This window comes from Streptomyces sp. V4I2, assembly GCF_030817655.1.
GTDB classification, from domain to species: Bacteria; Actinomycetota; Actinomycetes; order Streptomycetales; family Streptomycetaceae; genus Streptomyces; species Streptomyces plumbiresistens.
Window position 1 is genome coordinate 7,839,593 of sequence record NZ_JAUSZM010000003.1, and the last position, 15,340, is coordinate 7,854,932.

General features: G+C 66.6%; 15 protein-coding genes and 1 pseudogene. 13 read left to right on the forward strand and 3 right to left on the reverse strand.

Features of this window, described 5'->3' with window-relative positions:
- Positions 1-76 precede the first annotated feature (76 nt).
- From QFZ76_RS36895 to QFZ76_RS36935, 9 genes and pseudogenes are all read left to right on the forward strand, one after another.
- Positions 77-964, forward strand: a complete 888-nt coding sequence (locus QFZ76_RS36895) for a FadR/GntR family transcriptional regulator (RefSeq protein WP_307677733.1) — start codon at positions 77-79, stop codon at positions 962-964.
- A 429-nt stretch (positions 965-1,393) separates the two neighbouring features.
- Positions 1,394-2,932, forward strand: a complete 1,539-nt coding sequence (locus QFZ76_RS36900) for an RNA polymerase sigma factor (protein WP_266432898.1) — start codon at positions 1,394-1,396, stop codon at positions 2,930-2,932.
- A gap of 118 nt (positions 2,933-3,050) precedes the next feature.
- Entirely contained in the window at positions 3,051-3,944 is an 894-nt protein-coding gene (locus QFZ76_RS36905; RefSeq protein WP_307677734.1) for a tyrosine-type recombinase/integrase, read from the forward strand.
- A gap of 139 nt (positions 3,945-4,083) precedes the next feature.
- Complete coding sequence (locus QFZ76_RS36910; protein WP_307677735.1) at positions 4,084-4,356, forward strand: hypothetical protein; 273 nt, start codon at positions 4,084-4,086, stop codon at positions 4,354-4,356.
- Positions 4,357-4,500: 144 nt separating this feature from the next.
- Positions 4,501-5,361, forward strand: a pseudogene (locus QFZ76_RS36915) (bifunctional DNA primase/polymerase); the annotation flags it as partial.
- Positions 5,361-6,689: a DUF3987 domain-containing protein gene (locus QFZ76_RS36920; RefSeq protein WP_307677736.1), complete on the forward strand. Its 1,329-nt coding sequence runs from the start codon at positions 5,361-5,363 to the stop codon at positions 6,687-6,689. The pseudogene QFZ76_RS36915 and the gene QFZ76_RS36920, both read left to right, overlap by 1 nt.
- Before the next feature lie 350 nt (positions 6,690-7,039).
- Positions 7,040-7,264 (forward strand): hypothetical protein, encoded by a 225-nt coding sequence (locus tag QFZ76_RS36925; protein ID WP_307677737.1) that lies wholly within the window; start codon positions 7,040-7,042, stop codon positions 7,262-7,264.
- A 705-nt stretch (positions 7,265-7,969) separates the two neighbouring features.
- Positions 7,970-9,217, forward strand: coding sequence for a phage major capsid protein (locus tag QFZ76_RS36930; RefSeq protein WP_307677738.1), 1,248 nt, complete (start codon positions 7,970-7,972; stop codon positions 9,215-9,217).
- A complete protein-coding gene (locus QFZ76_RS36935; protein WP_307677739.1) occupies positions 9,217-9,369 on the forward strand; it encodes a hypothetical protein in 153 nt (50 codons plus the stop codon). The genes QFZ76_RS36930 and QFZ76_RS36935 overlap by 1 nt, the downstream gene beginning before the upstream one ends.
- A 1,251-nt stretch (positions 9,370-10,620) precedes the next feature.
- Here the strand turns inward: QFZ76_RS36935 and QFZ76_RS36940 are convergent.
- Positions 10,621-11,166, reverse strand: a complete 546-nt coding sequence (locus QFZ76_RS36940; protein ID WP_307677740.1) for a hypothetical protein — start codon at positions 11,164-11,166, stop codon at positions 10,621-10,623.
- Between the two features lie 191 nt (positions 11,167-11,357).
- Between QFZ76_RS36940 and QFZ76_RS36945 the strand changes: the two genes are divergently transcribed.
- The 3 genes from QFZ76_RS36945 (at position 11,358) to QFZ76_RS36955 (ending at position 13,188) form a co-directional block, all read left to right on the forward strand.
- Positions 11,358-11,672, forward strand: coding sequence for a PadR family transcriptional regulator (locus QFZ76_RS36945; RefSeq protein WP_307677741.1), 315 nt, complete (start codon positions 11,358-11,360; stop codon positions 11,670-11,672).
- 635 nt (positions 11,673-12,307) lie between these two features.
- Positions 12,308-12,532 carry a hypothetical protein gene (locus tag QFZ76_RS36950; protein WP_307677742.1) on the forward strand — a complete coding sequence of 75 codons (225 nt, stop codon included), beginning with the start codon at positions 12,308-12,310 and terminating at the stop codon, positions 12,530-12,532.
- Between the two features lie 269 nt (positions 12,533-12,801).
- Entirely contained in the window at positions 12,802-13,188 is a 387-nt protein-coding gene (locus tag QFZ76_RS36955) for a hypothetical protein (protein ID WP_307677743.1), read from the forward strand.
- Positions 13,189-13,325: 137 nt separating this feature from the next.
- Here QFZ76_RS36955 and QFZ76_RS36960 read toward each other — a convergent pair whose 3' ends face one another.
- Positions 13,326-13,517 carry a hypothetical protein gene (locus QFZ76_RS36960; RefSeq protein WP_307677744.1) on the reverse strand — a complete coding sequence of 64 codons (192 nt, stop codon included), beginning with the start codon at positions 13,515-13,517 and terminating at the stop codon, positions 13,326-13,328.
- 236 nt (positions 13,518-13,753) lie between these two features.
- Here QFZ76_RS36960 and QFZ76_RS36965 point away from each other — a divergent pair, with 236 nt between their 5' ends.
- Complete coding sequence (locus tag QFZ76_RS36965; protein WP_307677745.1) at positions 13,754-14,608, forward strand: serine protease; 855 nt, start codon at positions 13,754-13,756, stop codon at positions 14,606-14,608.
- Positions 14,609-14,720: 112 nt separating this feature from the next.
- On the opposite strand, the gene QFZ76_RS36970 is transcribed toward QFZ76_RS36965, so the two are convergent.
- On the reverse strand, positions 14,721-14,951 hold the full coding sequence (locus tag QFZ76_RS36970) for a hypothetical protein (protein WP_053749190.1): 231 nt from the start codon (positions 14,949-14,951) through the stop codon (positions 14,721-14,723).
- Between the last annotated feature and the right edge of the window lie 389 nt (positions 14,952-15,340).

Below are 15,340 nucleotides of genomic sequence, written 5' to 3' on the forward strand. Positions count from 1 at the left end.
GGGTGAGCGATCACCCTTTCGTGTGCTTTTCACCAAAGACCTCAAGGGAGTTGGAGACGACGCCGACAAAGGATCCGTGAGTACCCTTGCGCACACCATGATGACCGCCGCCCGCTCCGCAGACTCCGGTCTCGCCGGCCCGGGCGAACTCGACCGCTACCCCTACGCCGAGGCGCCTACCACTGACCGCGTCGGCGCCCCCTCCTGGGACGGCGCGGACCCGGAGCTGGGCCGTGTGGGCCGACGTACCGCAGGCAACCGCGGACGCGGGCTGCACGGCCAACTCGTCCAGCAGCTTGGCCAGATGATCGTCTCCGGTGACCTGGGCGCCGACCGTCCGCTGGTGCCCGAGGAGATCGGCCAGCGATTCGAGGTCTCCCGCACCGTAGTCCGCGAGTCGCTCCGCGTCCTGGAGGCCAAGGGTCTGGTCAGCGCCCGCCCGAACGTGGGCACGCGCGTGCGCCCCGTCAGCGACTGGAACCTCCTCGACCCGGACATCATCGAGTGGCGGGCCTTCGGGCCACAGCGCGACGACCAGCGCCGCGAGCTGAGCGAGCTGCGCTGGACCATCGAGCCGCTCGCAGCCCGCCTCGCCGCCGGGCACGGGCGCGAGGACGTCCAGCAGCGACTCGCCGACATGGTCGAGATCATGGGCCATGCCATGGGGCAGGGTGACGCGCTCACTTTCTCCCGCGCCGACGCCGAGTTCCACTCCCTGCTCATCCAGCTCGCGGGCAACCGTATGCTGGAGCACCTCTCCGGGATCGTGTCGGCCGCCCTTCAGGTCTCCGGCAGCCCGGTCACCGGCTGTGACCGACCGAACGAGACCTCGCTGGCGCACCACGGCCGGATCGCCGACGCCCTCGCCACCGGCGACGGTACGGCGGCCGAGGTGGCCATGCGCCAGCTTCTCACCGTTCACCCCGAAGTGGAGCGCGTGGTGCCCGCGCCGCGCGAGCACTGACCGCGCACCGACGGCGGCGCGGCCGGCGGTGCCACCCCCCTCCTTTGGCATCGCCCGGCCGGCGAACCGCCTCCCGTCGGACCCCGCAGGATTCTCAAGGAATCCTGCGGGGTCCGACGGTGCGATGTGGCGGCGCGCCCGCCGGAGCGATCAGGTCGAGGCTGTGGCTGACCCCCTCTATCCGGGTCTGATCGGTTTTGATCGCTTACGGGGTGTGACTCGGGCCACGCAGATTGGGCGTAACGCTTGCGGAGACAGCGCGATGACCTAAGAGGTGACAGCCGCGGAGGGAATACGGACGCCGTTCAAGGCGCTGTGCATCTTCCCGGCCCCCGCCCGCACCGTCGGCCCATCCCCAGGCCGGTGGTCGGCTCCTGTCCGCCGTGGACGGGGCCGGAAGCCGTTTTCCAACGTTCCGAGAGGTTGTTCGTGTCGGCCAGCACATCCCGTACGCTCCCGCCGGAGATCGCCGAGTCCGTCTCTGTCATGGCGCTCATTGAGCGGGGAAAGGCTGAGGGGCAGATCGCCGGCGATGACGTGCGTCGGGCCTTCGAAGCTGACCAGATTCCGGCCACTCAGTGGAAGAACGTACTGCGCAGCCTCAACCAGATCCTCGAGGAAGAGGGTGTGACGCTGATGGTCAGTGCCGCGGAGCCCAAGCGCACCCGAAAGAGCGTCGCAGCGAAGAGTCCGGCCAAGCGCACCGCCACCAAGACGGTCGCGGCGAAGACGGTGACCGCCAAGAAGGCCACTGCCACCGCCACGCCGGCGGCACCCGCCGTCGAGCCTGCCGTCGAGGACGAGACGCCCGCGAAGAAGGCCGCCGCCAAGAAGACGACGACCGCCAAGAAGGCGGCCGCGAAGAAGACCGTCGCCACCAAGAAGACGGCGACCAAGAAGACGACCACTGGCAAGGACGACGCCGAGGCCGCCGAGGACGAGGTCCTCGAGGAAGTCAAGCCCGGCGAAGAGGAAGAGGAGGGGGCCGAGAACAAGGGCTTCGTCCTCTCCGACGACGACGAGGATGACGCGCCGGCCCAGCAGGTCGCCGTTGCGGGTGCCACCGCCGACCCCGTCAAGGACTACCTCAAGCAGATCGGCAAGGTCCCGCTGCTCAACGCCGAGCAGGAGGTCGAACTCGCCAAGCGCATCGAGGCCGGTCTGTTCGCCGAGGACAAGCTGGCCAACGCCGACAAGCTCGCTCCGAAGCTCAAGCGCGAGCTGGAGATCATCGCCGAGGACGGTCGCCGCGCCAAGAACCACCTCCTGGAGGCCAACCTCCGTCTGGTGGTCTCCCTGGCCAAGCGCTACACCGGCCGCGGCATGCTGTTCCTGGACCTCATCCAGGAGGGCAACCTCGGTCTCATCCGCGCGGTGGAGAAGTTCGACTACACCAAGGGCTACAAGTTCTCCACGTACGCCACCTGGTGGATCCGTCAGGCGATCACCCGCGCGATGGCCGACCAGGCCCGCACCATCCGTATCCCGGTGCACATGGTCGAGGTCATCAACAAGCTCGCGCGCGTGCAGCGCCAGATGCTCCAGGACCTGGGCCGCGAGCCCACCCCGGAGGAACTGGCCAAGGAACTCGACATGACCCCCGAGAAGGTCATCGAGGTCCAGAAGTACGGCCGTGAGCCCATCTCGCTGCACACTCCGCTGGGCGAGGACGGCGACAGTGAGTTCGGTGACCTGATCGAGGACTCCGAGGCCGTCGTCCCGGCCGACGCGGTCAGCTTCACGCTCCTGCAGGAGCAGCTGCACTCCGTCCTCGACACCCTGTCCGAGCGCGAGGCGGGCGTCGTCTCCATGCGCTTCGGTCTCACCGACGGTCAGCCGAAGACCCTCGACGAGATCGGCAAGGTGTACGGCGTCACGCGTGAGCGTATCCGTCAGATCGAGTCGAAGACCATGTCGAAGCTGCGCCACCCGTCGCGTTCTCAGGTGCTGCGCGACTACCTCGACTGAGTCAAGTACCAACAGAACGCCCCTGACCTGCGGATTCGCTGGTTGGGGGCGTTTTCGTTCGCTGGCGCAGCGCTACTAGTCCGGATATTCCGACGGCCGATAGGCATATGCTGACGGCATGAACGAATCGGACATGCGTGCGCTTCTGGACTCCTGGATGCTCCATCTGGCCGCCGAACGGAAGTCGGCCCAGACCTTGAAGACGTACGGTGACGGCGTGCGGTCCTTCCTGCGGTGGACGGCGTCAACCGGCATTCCTCCGGCCCTCGACCGGCCTACGGTCAACGCCTTTATAGCGGCGCTGATCGGCGGCGGAGCGCAGGCGTCCACCGCCCGCTCGCGCCAGCTCGCTGTCCGCCGCTTCTCCGCATGGCTGGCCGACGAGAGCGAAATCGACGACGACCAGCTCGTCAAGTTGCGACCGCCGAAGCTGGACACGAAGATCGTCGAATGCCTGGATGACGACCAGCTGAAGGCGCTCATCAAGGCGTGTTCGGGGAAGGACCTCCGCGACCGCCGGGACGAGGCAATCATCCGCCTCATGATCGAGACCGGGGCCCGTGCCGGGGAGGTCGTGTCGATGGCTCTGGGCGACGTCAACCTGCGCGACGGCGGCGCGGTCATCCGCAAGGGCAAGGGTGGCCAGGGTCGCGCGGTGCCCTTCGGGGCCCAGGCGGGACGCGCCATCGACCGGTATGTACGCATCCGTCGGACGCACCGGCTGGCCGACTCGCCCGCGCTGTGGCTCGGCGACCGGGGCAAGGGCTTCTCGTACGACGGCCTGTACGTCGCTCTGAAGCACCGGGCGCAGCTGGCCGGTATCGACGGCTTCCATCCCCACCTGATGCGGCACACGGCGGCGTCCAGGTGGCTGGCGGCCGGTGGCAGCGAGGGCGGCCTCATGGCCGTGGCCGGATGGACCCGCCGGGACATGCTTGACAGGTACACCCGCGCATCCTCCGAGCGTCGCGCCGCCGACGAGGCGCGACGGCTCAACCTCGGGGACCTATGAGCGGCGCTGTGGTCACGATTTCAGCAGCGCTGCGCCTTTGCTGTACTTTTGTCGACATGCGCGATAACAGCCGTGAGTCGCAGGGGCGTCTAGCCCGCCGCTAACCAAGGTGACGGGCCCTCCCCTTGCGGAGCCCCAGATGACCCCTCAGCAGCTCCGGCTGCGCGCCAAGATCGGTGCGCACGCCCTTTGGTCCAAGACCGACGATCGCGCAGCCCACACCCTCCCCGCCCGTACGGCCTTCCTCGACCGCTTCGAGCGTGAGACGGACCCGGACGGCATCCTTACCCCTGAAGAGCGCGCCCGCCGTGCCGCGCACCTGCGCAAGGCGTATTTCGCCCGGCTCGCCCTCAAGTCCTCCCGCGCCCGCGCCGCCAAGGCCACTGCCCGCCGGGGTGGTGAAGCGGCATGAACAGCGGAAAGGGCCCCGGCCAGGGCCCCATCCAGGAAGCGACGGCAACAGCTCCGAGCCCCAGTATGACCGTCTTCGGGCTCGGCGGCCAGATCGCCCTCGCCTACGCCGCCCGCGGCTGGCGCGTCTTCCCCCTCCGCGCCGGGCAGCAAGGAGCCGCGGGCGCTCTGCCGCCGCCTTTGCAACCCCAAGAGCCCCCACTACGTGCCCCACGCGGGGGTGATTGACTGCCCGCACCCGCCCGATCTGTGCCACGGATTCCAGGTCGCCACCACCGACACCGACACTGTCACCGGCTGGTGGTCGCGGTGGCCGGCCGGGAACATCGGCATCGCCACCGGTGATGCGAGCGGGATCTGGGGGCTCGACGTCGACGAAAAGAACGGCTACACCGGCAGCGCCACCCTCGCCTGCCTGGAGCGGGAGCACGGCGACCTGCCGATGACGTACACCGTGGGCACCGGTAGCGGCGGCGTCCACCACGTGTTCTCGTACGACGGCGTCGACTTCGACCTCCGCGGCAGTGCAAGGAAGCTCGGCAACGGGCTCGACACCCGGGCCAACGGCGGCTACATCGTCGCACCGCCTTCGCGGGCCAACGACCCCAAGCACTTCATGGCCTACACCGTCCTCGTCGACGTCGAGCCTGTGCCCGCTCCGGCGTGGCTCCTCGGTCTGCTGCGTCCGAAGCCGAAGCCCCCGGCATCGCCGTTCGCCCGCCCTGCGGCGGCGGCGAAGGGGGGCTCCCGAGGCACCGTCGACGGCGTCCTCGGCTTCCTCGCCGCGGCGAGGCCGGAGGGAACGCCCAGCCAGCACGACGCGCTCGTGTGGGCGCTCGTCAAGCTCGCAGAGCACGGTGTCACCCGCCGGGCGGCCGAGGCGCTGGTGACGCCCGTCGTCCTCGCCTGGCCCTGTTCCGGCCGCCCCTGGACCGACGGGGACGTCGAGACGCAGCTTGCGAGCGTGTACGACCGCGGCTACCGGCCCAGCAAGGGGGCGGCGTGATGAGCGCGGCCGAGGAGCGGCTCAACCTGCCGACGCAGTTCTGGGACTCCCGCATCGTTCTGGCGCGGATCCGTGAGGCCGCCCACGCGCGAATGGTGTCCCCGGACGCCGTCCTCGGGTGCGTGCTGGCAACCGTAGCGGCGTGCGTCAGCCCTCACCTGGGGGTCGACACCGGAGTGGACGACGCGACCAGCCTCAACCTCCTCGTTGCCAACGTCGGCCCGCCCGGATCGTCGAAGAGCCAGGCCGAGAAGGCGGTCCGGCGGCTGATGCCGACGCCCGGTCACGTCCGCACCGGCTCGATCGGCTCCGGCGAGGGCATTGCTGAGATCTTCATGGGCGAACGGCCGACCGGCGAGGTGACCAAGCAGGGCAGGGAGATCACCGAGCGCGCACAGGTGTGGAACAACGCTCTCCTCGTCGCCGATGAGGGCGAGGTGATGAGCCGCCTCGGCGAGCGCAGCGGGTCGGTCCTCGGAACCACGCTGCGGTCGGCGTTCACCGGGGGCGCCATCGGCCAGTCCAACGCCACCAGGGAGCGCACCAGGCACGTCCCCAGCGGCTCCTACAGCTTCGGTCTCATCGCCGCCTTCCAGCCCAAGACGATCAGGCCGCTGCTGGACGAGGAGCCGCAGGGGACACCTCAGCGGTTTCTGTACTTCCGTTCCGTGGACCCCGGCATCCCCGCTCCGGCCGAGCAGGAGCCGCTGTGGGGCGACGGCGGCACCGAGCCGCGGGAGCCCTCCTGCGAGGACGACCTCAGCCGCGCCGTCGAGAAGGCCGCGACCCAGGGAGCCTTCATCGGCCAGGGCATCACCTTCCCCGCCGCCGTGACGGCCGAGGTGAGGCGCGAGCGCTGGTACGCCCACCAGGGCGTCACCCCGGCGGCCCTCGACGCTCATAGAACCCTGCTGCGGCTCAAGGTGGCGGCCCTGCTGCTCATCCTCGACGGCCGCGGTGCCGGTGCGGTGACCACGGAGGACTGGGAACTGGCCAGCCAGATCGTCGACGTCTCCTCAAACGTCCGCGACGACCTAGTGCGGCAGGCGGCGGCGGACCGGGCGGCCGAGGGCGAGGCGCGGAAGATCGACCACATCGACCGGGAGGTTCGCACCGAGCAGGCCAAGCACGAGCAGAAGGTCGAGCGGCTGGCGGTACGGGTCCGCAAGTACGCCGCGGCCGCGGGTACGGCGGGAGTGCCTCTCTCCGGTCGCGGCGGTCTGCCCAGGAAGTTCGACCAGCGTGAGCGGGGGCTGCTCGACGAGGCTCTCGATCTTGCCACATATAAGAGGTGGGTGACGGTTACGGAGGGTGTTGTCGTCACATAGCCAGGATGTGGGAGAGATGTGGGAGGGGGGAGGTTCTCTCCCACCCCCTATCTCTCTACGCGTAAGTGAAAATTCTATTTCTATTTCTACAGGTCAGGACTTGATCAATTTTCAAGATCGCAGAGTATCTCTGTTTTCTCTCCCACAGCACCCCGTACACCCACCTCTCCCAAACTCTCCCGCAAAGAAACTGGGTCCAGAAAAGTCCGGTCACACCGAGTGGCCGAACCCGACATTGAAAGAAAAATCCGATGCCCATCGATTCCGACCCCCGTCCCCTCCCGCCGCTGTCCGATGTGCGCCGCCGGCATCGTCCACGACCCCCACTAACTGAAAGAAGGAGTAATCCAATGGGATCTCAGGACAAGCAGCGCGACCCCACCCCCAGTGCCTTGGATTTGATCCAGCGGCTGGGCAACTACCTCAACCGCCGCGCCATCGAACTGGGCGCGCTCTCCGACCGCGGCGAATTCACCGAAGAGAACACAAATGCACGGCTGGACGAACTGAGGGCCGTGATGGAATTGCTGAGGAGTGAGGCGGATGACGAGGTACGCCGCCTGCTGGAGGAGTGAGCGGATCGCCGCGAAGGGTGACCAGGCAAGCCCGAGCGGCGCCTGTGGCATGGCTGGGCGCAGGAAGTACGATTGAGGGAGAATCCCGCGAGTAAAGGGTACGACGGTACCCCAAGTCATCCCCTATTAGGGAAAGGGGCAGGAGGCAATGTCTGACGAGTTTCCACTCCCTGAGGAGACCAGTCCCGTGCCGGAGGAGATCCTCCAGTTGGCCGAGGAGACACTCGTTAATCCTGCTGACCGGCAGCAGTTCCGCAGGGATTATTACAATCGCTTGAAGCGTGTTGAGCAGGCGCGCCTTGGTGCGGAGCATGGACTGCATAGTGGTCCTGATCTGGAGAGGCCCTGGGTAGAACAATTTGCTTACGAAGCGGACCGTCGGAAGCTGAGGCCGAAGAATCCGAGGGACCCTACGTACGGTGCTTGGTGGTATATCACTGAATACCGGAAGAGCCTCCCGAACCCCTAGGTCTTGGTGGGAGCGCTATTCCCAAACGCTGGAAATTCTGGTATAATAAAAACTTCCCGGGATCGGCCCCGTGCGTACACGGAGACGCCAGATCCCGGGAGGTTTTCAAAGGGTCAGAGGGCGTGACGGCACCGCTCGCAGCCCCTCGGGTCCTGGTCCCGGAAGCCGAACGTGACGTCCTGACGATCGTCCGGAGCAAGCCGAAAATCAGCACGCTTCCGAAGAGGACGATCAAGATGACGCAGTACAAATTTTCGGCACTGGACGCCGTGAAGGCCGATATTCGGCGCCTTCTCGGCGAGCTCGGGCCCGAGATGAAGATGACCAGCGAGCAGTGTGCGGAGCTGAAGGCGCTGAACTTCCGCGCCGAGGAGCTCGCGGGACTCCGGGCGAAGGCCGCGGGCTACGAGTCGGGCGATGGTGCTCGTCTCGACGGCGGCGGCTACGGTGCCCGCTCGGGTGGCCTCAAGGGTGCCCAGACGCTCGCCAAGGGGCAGCGCGTCACCGACTGGCTCAAGGCCAACGGGCACAGCGACCCGCAGACGGAGAACCTCAACTTCGGCCGCTACATGAAGGGGCTTGTCACCGGCGATTGGCGGGGTGCCGAAGCCGAGCGCAAGGCGATGTCAGAGGGCACGCTCACTGCCGGTGGGCACGTCGTGCCGACGCCGCTCGCGTCGAGCCTGATCGACCTCGTACGCAACAAGATGGTCGTGGCGCAGGCCGGAGTGACGTTCGTCCCCATGACGACGCAGACGGTCAAGATCCCGAGGCTGACCGGCGAGGGAACTCCTGGCTGGAGGAACGAGAACGCGCTCATCACCGACGCGGACCTGACCTTCGACGCGGTCACGTTCACGGCCCGCAGTCTTGCACGGCTCGTCAAGCTGAGCCGCGAACTGTTCGAAGACGCCGACCCGAGCGCCGGCGACATCATCGCCCACGCATTCGCCGCTCAACTGGCCCTGGAACTCGACCGGGTAGCGCTGCGCGGCACCGGCACGGCTCCCGAACCTCGGGGCGTGCTCAACCAGTCGGGAATCACCACCACCACGCACGGCGCGAACGGTGCGGCCATTGCCAATTACGACTTCCACCTGGACGCCGTCGGCACGGTCCGCAACAACAACTTCGAGCCCAACGCCCAGATACAGGCGCCGCGTACCGAGACGTCGCTGAGCAAGCTCAAGGAGGCGACCACCAACGCCTACCTGATCCCCCCGGCAGCACTCGCCGCGATCCCGAGGCTCAACACCAAGCAGGTGCCGACCAATTTGACGGTGGGCACGTCGACCGATTGCAGTGAGGTGTACACCGGGCAGTGGGACATGCTCGGCATCGGCTTGCGCACGGGCGTCGAGCTGGAGTTCCTCACGGAGCGGTACGCGGACAATCTCCAGATCGGCGTACTCGCCCACCTCCGGGCCGACGTGCAGGTCTTCCACCCTGAGGCGTTCGTCGTCGACACCGGGGTGCGTGCGTGATGGGCGGCTTCGAGGTCCTGATCGACATCGCCAGGCACAACGCCGAGGCTGCCGAAGAGGCGCTCCGCGAACTGGCCGAGGATGAGCGCCGCGAGCGCATCCCGGTCGGCATGTGGAGGGCGCTGCCGGACAGCGACGCCGCAGGCCACTAGACCGGCGGGGCCCTTCTCGTGGCTCGGGGCCCCGCCAAGCCCGCCCCTCGTCAACCGGTCCACGAAACCGGAAAGGCTGCCGACGGTTTACACCCGTCTGCGGCGGCCTGCGAGGGGCGGGCCATGCCGCCCAGCAGCAACCACATACACACGCACCATTGGCCCGATCGCGCAGCACCTTGCGAAATGCCATCTGGTTCAGCAGTGCATATCGTTTGCACTGTGGCGCACGCCACTAACCATGACTGATCAACATCTCTAGCCGATGGCTAACCCAATTGCAATGATCAGCGGCTTTGCGTCAGGAGTAACGGTACCGATTGCGCCATCTCTCACTCAAGCACCACTCACTCGCCCGCCACGCGCCGTGACTCCCATGCCTACCACCTCGCCCACCACCCCTGCCTACCCCCTAGTGCCGCACCCCCTATGCCCCCACACACTCCCCATGCCCTACCCTCATGATCATGCTGCATTGATCGCATTCGTTTTGCTTGTGAACGTAAGTGATCAAAGCAAATTTGACCTCAATGAAACTAAAAAGGAAATCTTTCAACTTTACAACCGAAAGCATCCGTATCAATTGATACAGATGCCGTTACGTCACCCTGACCCGCGATCGACTGGCCACCTGAATAGCGCGAGGTCAACAAGTGATGCAGTGCGCCGGATGTTGACCAAGGTCCGCCTCCTACACCCCGCCTGGCGTAGGCCCCCGGTGCGTGTTCTTTGGGGTGTGCACCAGGCTCGGAGTGGTGCGGGCGTTGACGGGCTTCTACGTGGATGGCGCCGCCGTGGGAAATGGGAAATGGGTCCCGTACAGGGCCTAACGCCTGGTCCCCCCATTCCCCCGTCCTAGCCATGCCGCCTGCGGAGGTCCCAGGCTTGGGCGCTACCTCGGCTCCCACAATCGACCGGCTCCGCGCGGACACCGGGGACCCCACCCTGGGCCCCCGGCCAGTGCCTCCGGCTGCAGTTGACAGGCCCCCAGCCGGAGGCACTGGAGGGGACCCCGCTGGTGCGCAAAGCTCGCCGCCGCTGGTGCCTCGACGCCAGGCCGTTGAGGGCCCTGCCCTGGCGTCGAGGGGACCGTACTCGTCTCCCGAGGTCCATCCCGGAGGCGCCAGGCGGCTTTCTGGGACCCGCCGCGCGGGGTAGGGGGGTGGGCCGAACCGAAAAGAGATCGAGGGGCACGTGGACCCCGCCGTCGACGTTTCTCTCCCCGGTAAAAAATCCCCGCCATGACTTTGATCATGGCAGTGTTCCGTCGTCGTCCAGGACTTCCTGCGCGAATTTCGCGAAGGTTGCGACCCCTTCCTCTAGTGCGACTCGATATTCCTCGACTCGTGTCCAATTATCCCTTACGCGATCTGGGTCACGCTGTCCGTCCTGGCTGTAGATCTCGATTCGTATCAGGCTGGACGTTAGGTTGCCGGCATGCGATCGCAGTTCCTGCGCTAGCTCGCTTATCAGCGTCGGCCCTGCCAGCATTGCCTTTGTGGCGAGTTTGCTGATGGCTTCATTGCGGGATAGTGCCTCATCGGTGCCTGGAACGAGGAACAAGCACTCTTCGTGTATGTCTTCGTGTACTGTCGTCGCCAATTCGGTCATGCTCTCAATGGCATTTATGAATTCTTCGTACACGGCCTGTCGTGCATCGCGTCGCTGTCGACGGTGCTCCGCTCGGGCGGCCATCTTCGCCTGCTCGCGTGTCGACCATCCGGTAGCGAACGCCGCCCCCGTCGTCGCCACGGCCCCCGCCAACGCCCCAAGTACTGCGGCCAACCCTGCGTCCATGAGAACCAGTTTGACCGACTCGGTGTGATGGTGTGAGTGATCTCGGGGGGTTGGTCCGCGCGGAGATGGCCCGAGCGTATGACGGATAGCGGAGGCATGCTGACAAGGCCGACAGAGGTTGTGCTGCCAACTTTCCTACCAGGCCACCGAAGTGACGGTCTGTCGTACTCGACACATGCTTCAATGGAGGCATGACCGCTCCGAGGCTTACCAAGCCGACCATCGCCGTGCTGGAGGTGCTGCTGGCCGCGACTGATGAAGCCCCCGCCTGGGGGTTGAGCATCTGCCGTGACGCGGACCTTGGCTCGGGCACCGTGTACCCCATCCTGGACCGCCTGTTGGAGCGCGGTTGGGTAACGAGCCGCACCGAGGCGGAACCGCACCCTGGCCGTCCGCCGCGCCGCTACTACGAGCTCACGGGGGCGGGTCGTGCGAGTGCCGGTGCGGCCCTTGAAGCTCGCCGCAGCCGTCGGGCCCGGCTGGGTTTCGCGGGGGGTGCGGCTTGAAGCGCCTTGGCCTGGTCGTGGCCGCCTCTGGGCCAGCTCTGCTGGTCGGAATGGAGGCCTCCCCAGCGATAACTCAGGAGATCAACTCTGCTGGGAGGATTCTTGAGTTCTCTACGGGGATTTTCTGGATCGACTACGGGCCCTTGCTGCTTTGTGGGTTGCTGATCGCGTCGGGCGTTTGGTCCGAGCGTAGGAGCGTCTACCGCCGACTGCGTGGCATCGATTGGCGCAGTCAGTGGGCAAGGCTCCGTCGAGCCATAACCGTCCGCAACATCCGTCTCGCAGTTCTCGCTGCGGGAGCGGTGGCTGTACCGGTCACGCTCATGGAGCTGCTCCAGTGGCGGTACGGCGGTGCTGGACTCGTTGCAGTCCTGCTCTTCGGCGTGGGTTCTATCGTTCGGACGCTGAAGCCACGTTCATCGGCGCACCGTGCTCAGCGCGTGGCACTGCTTGCTGCGGCGATAGCTGGGGCACGGCGATCACATCTCCGAGCTGAGTGGACCGCCATTCTGGCATCTGGTTCCGACTTGGATGTTGCTCTATCCAATGGCGAGCGGCGACGTCTTGCCCGGGGCTTCGTTCTCGCAGCTCTAAGAATGCGCCTGCATGACCTTGCAGCCCCTCTGTGGCATCCCGTGGACTGGCTTCTGTCGAAGGACTCACGCACGAACGGTTTCATCGCCACCGTGGTCGGCGCGCAGGCGATCTACATCGTGGACGACGGCGGCCTCCCGGCCCTCGTGACGGAGATCTGGGAACCGTGCGGCATCCTCGGGGCAGGGCTGTACGTCCTGGCCCGCTGGCTGCGTCGGGTCCGGGGCATCGAACTCGCGACCACGTGCCCGCCGCCTGAGGAGTAACAGGGACGCGGACGCGGCGGAGGCCATCCGGGAGGCCCTGGCCGGTCCCGGCCTTCCCGAGAGCGTCTGGGGCAGCGTGCGCCCGAAGGCGACTCACAGCGGCAAGACGTACGTCCACCTCGGCATGGTGCGCGCGGACGCGGCCGAGCGCATGGCGGAGTCCATGAGGACTCCGGTCGAGGCCGGTGAGTAGAAGCGCCTGTGGCCCCGACCTGTCCGCTTTATTGGCATTTGAACTATGGTGGGAATGAAGCGCCGGGGAGGCCACTATGGGCTGGAAAGCAGGCTCACTGCCAGGCTCGCGCGCCAAGGAGCCCGAGGGCTGGGAAGCGGGGTCACTGCCCCCGCCGAAGCAGGGACCCATCAACAAGGCCAAGGCGGAAACAGCGGCAGCAGCCGCGCAGCATGCCATCGACGCAGGCCGTCACGTACTCGTCTACAAGTTCATCGAGGCACAAACGGGCTCCGCAGCTACTGGCCCGATGACCGGCATGAACGACCAGATCGAGGCGGTCGAAGCCCTCGGCTGGACACTCGACAAGATGTCCGTCACCCAGAGCGAGGTAATGACCGGTCAGGTCGCAGGATGGACCAAGCACGCAGGTCACCCCATGAATGAGCGCATCGCGCTTGTCTGCATCTTCCGCAGGCCGTAGTCACTCCCTCCTGGACACGGCCCACCTTCTGTGCAGGTCAGAGCCCCTTTTGTGGCATCGTCGCAGGTCGTCGCAGGTAGCCAGGACCCCAGGATAAGTACTGGTCGTACTACTGGCCGGGCACGGCGACAGGGCGTTCAGTTCCGGAGGTAGGGCCGGTGCCAGTGGCATTCGCCGAGGACCTTGGTCCACTCGGCTTCGAGCCGCTCCCGCCTGTCGTCAGGATGCGCGTCCAGGGTGGGCCGGAGTCCCTCGATGATCTTTGCTACCTCCTGCGGGTCGCGCCGGACAGGCAGGCCGAGGTGGTGGGCGATCGTGCGGAGGGTCATGGCGGGTCATCTCAATCCAAGATATTTCGCGGACTGCGCTCCCCGCCCACCTGCATCCATGCAGGCCAAGCACAGCGCTCACCCATCCATACTGCGCGACTACCTCGACTAGGTCGAGGTCGTACGACACATCGAAGGCCCGGATCACCGAGAGGGATCCGGGCCTTCGTGCTGCGAGCCATGACGCTCTGCATGACTCTGGGTGTCCGATCAACACCCTTGAGTGAGGAGCAGGCATGCGGTGTCGCATTGCCCGGGCGCTGGCCCGGCCGCTGGTTCTGGCGGCTGCGGCGGCAGCCATACCACTGGTGTCCGCCGCCCCCGTGGCCGCCGACAGCATCGTTGTCGGCGGTTTCCCGGTCGACGTGTCCGAGAGCCCGTGGACGGTGGCGTTGTCCAGCCGTGACCGGTTCGGGGGTACGCGGGCGGGACAGTTCTGCGGCGGAGTGGCGGTCGGCCGGACCACCGTGCTCACGGCGGCCCACTGCCTGGGCGAGGACGTCCTGGGCGCCCCACCGGACCGCATCGGCGACCTCAAGGTGATCGCGGGCCGAACGGCCCTTCTCTCGGACCAGGGTCGCGAGATCCGCGTACGCGACACCTGGGTGAACCCGGACTACGACGGGGCGAGCAACGCGGGGGACTTCGCCGTGCTCAGCCTCACCGAACCGCTGCCGCAGGATTCGGTCGTCGGGATGGCGGCTGGTGGGGATCCGGCGTACCGACCGGGGACCAGCGCCTTCGTGTACGGCTGGGGTGACCTCACGGGCGGTGGTGACTACGCGCTCAGCCTGCGGGCGGCACCCGTGCAGGTGCTGTCCGACGCTCTGTGCGAGGAGGCGTACCCGGGCAGTGCCGACGGTACGTACCTCGCCGAGAGCATGCTGTGCGCCGGGGAGGAGGAAGGCAGGCGCGATGCCTGCCAGGGAGACAGCGGTGGGCCGCTGGTCGCCCAGGGGAAGCTGGTCGGGCTCGTGTCCTGGGGGAGCGGCTGCGGTCGTGCGGGCAGTCCTGGTGTCTACACGCGCGTGTCAGACGTCATGCGGATCCTGGGCTGGGGTACGGCCAGAGCACCGCATACGGGCCTCTGACGGGGGGCTGGGGGCCTCTCATCGGGTACGAGCAAGGGCGGCTACCCCTGGGATTAGGGGCGGCCGCCCTTGGCCGGCCTGTGCCGGTGCTGGCTCGTCGTGGACGCGAGTGTCAGCGCTCTTCTTCGGAGGCGGATGCAGGAGCGGCCGTGAGCCGCTCCGTCTCGTCCTGTATTTCAGCGGCGATCTTCTTGAGTTCCGGCTCGAACTTGCGACCGTGGTGGGCGCAGAAGAGCAGTTCTCCGCCGCTGAGCAGGACGACGCGCACGTACGCCTGGGCTCCGCAGCGGTCGCAGCGGTCAGCGGCCGTCAGCGGGCTCGCGGGGGTCAGAACAGTAGTCACGTCGCCTCTTCTCTAGCTCGACGAGCTGTCGTACCAGGGTCAACATCCAACCAGCCCGAAAACGTTCCCGCTCGGGGCTTTTCCTCGAAAAATCTCTCCGGGGCGGCTGTCTGCTGCCGGTTGGCGGCGAATGTGCCGTATTGCGTGTCTTCAATGCTTACGGGTTCGCGCTGTCGGTCGGTGTCGGTCCTCCCGGCTGGGTTGCCGGTTGTTCATGAGGACGTGCCCGGAGCCTAAATGGTTCATGCCTGGAAGGGAACGTGATATGTACTTCACTCAATCGAGGGATCGAACATGCATGCGACGCTGGACTAGTCTGAGTTTGAGACGAGGGTGGCGTTACATCGGCTCTACCAGGCCTCTGTACCCTCGGAGCGGCAACCGAAGCC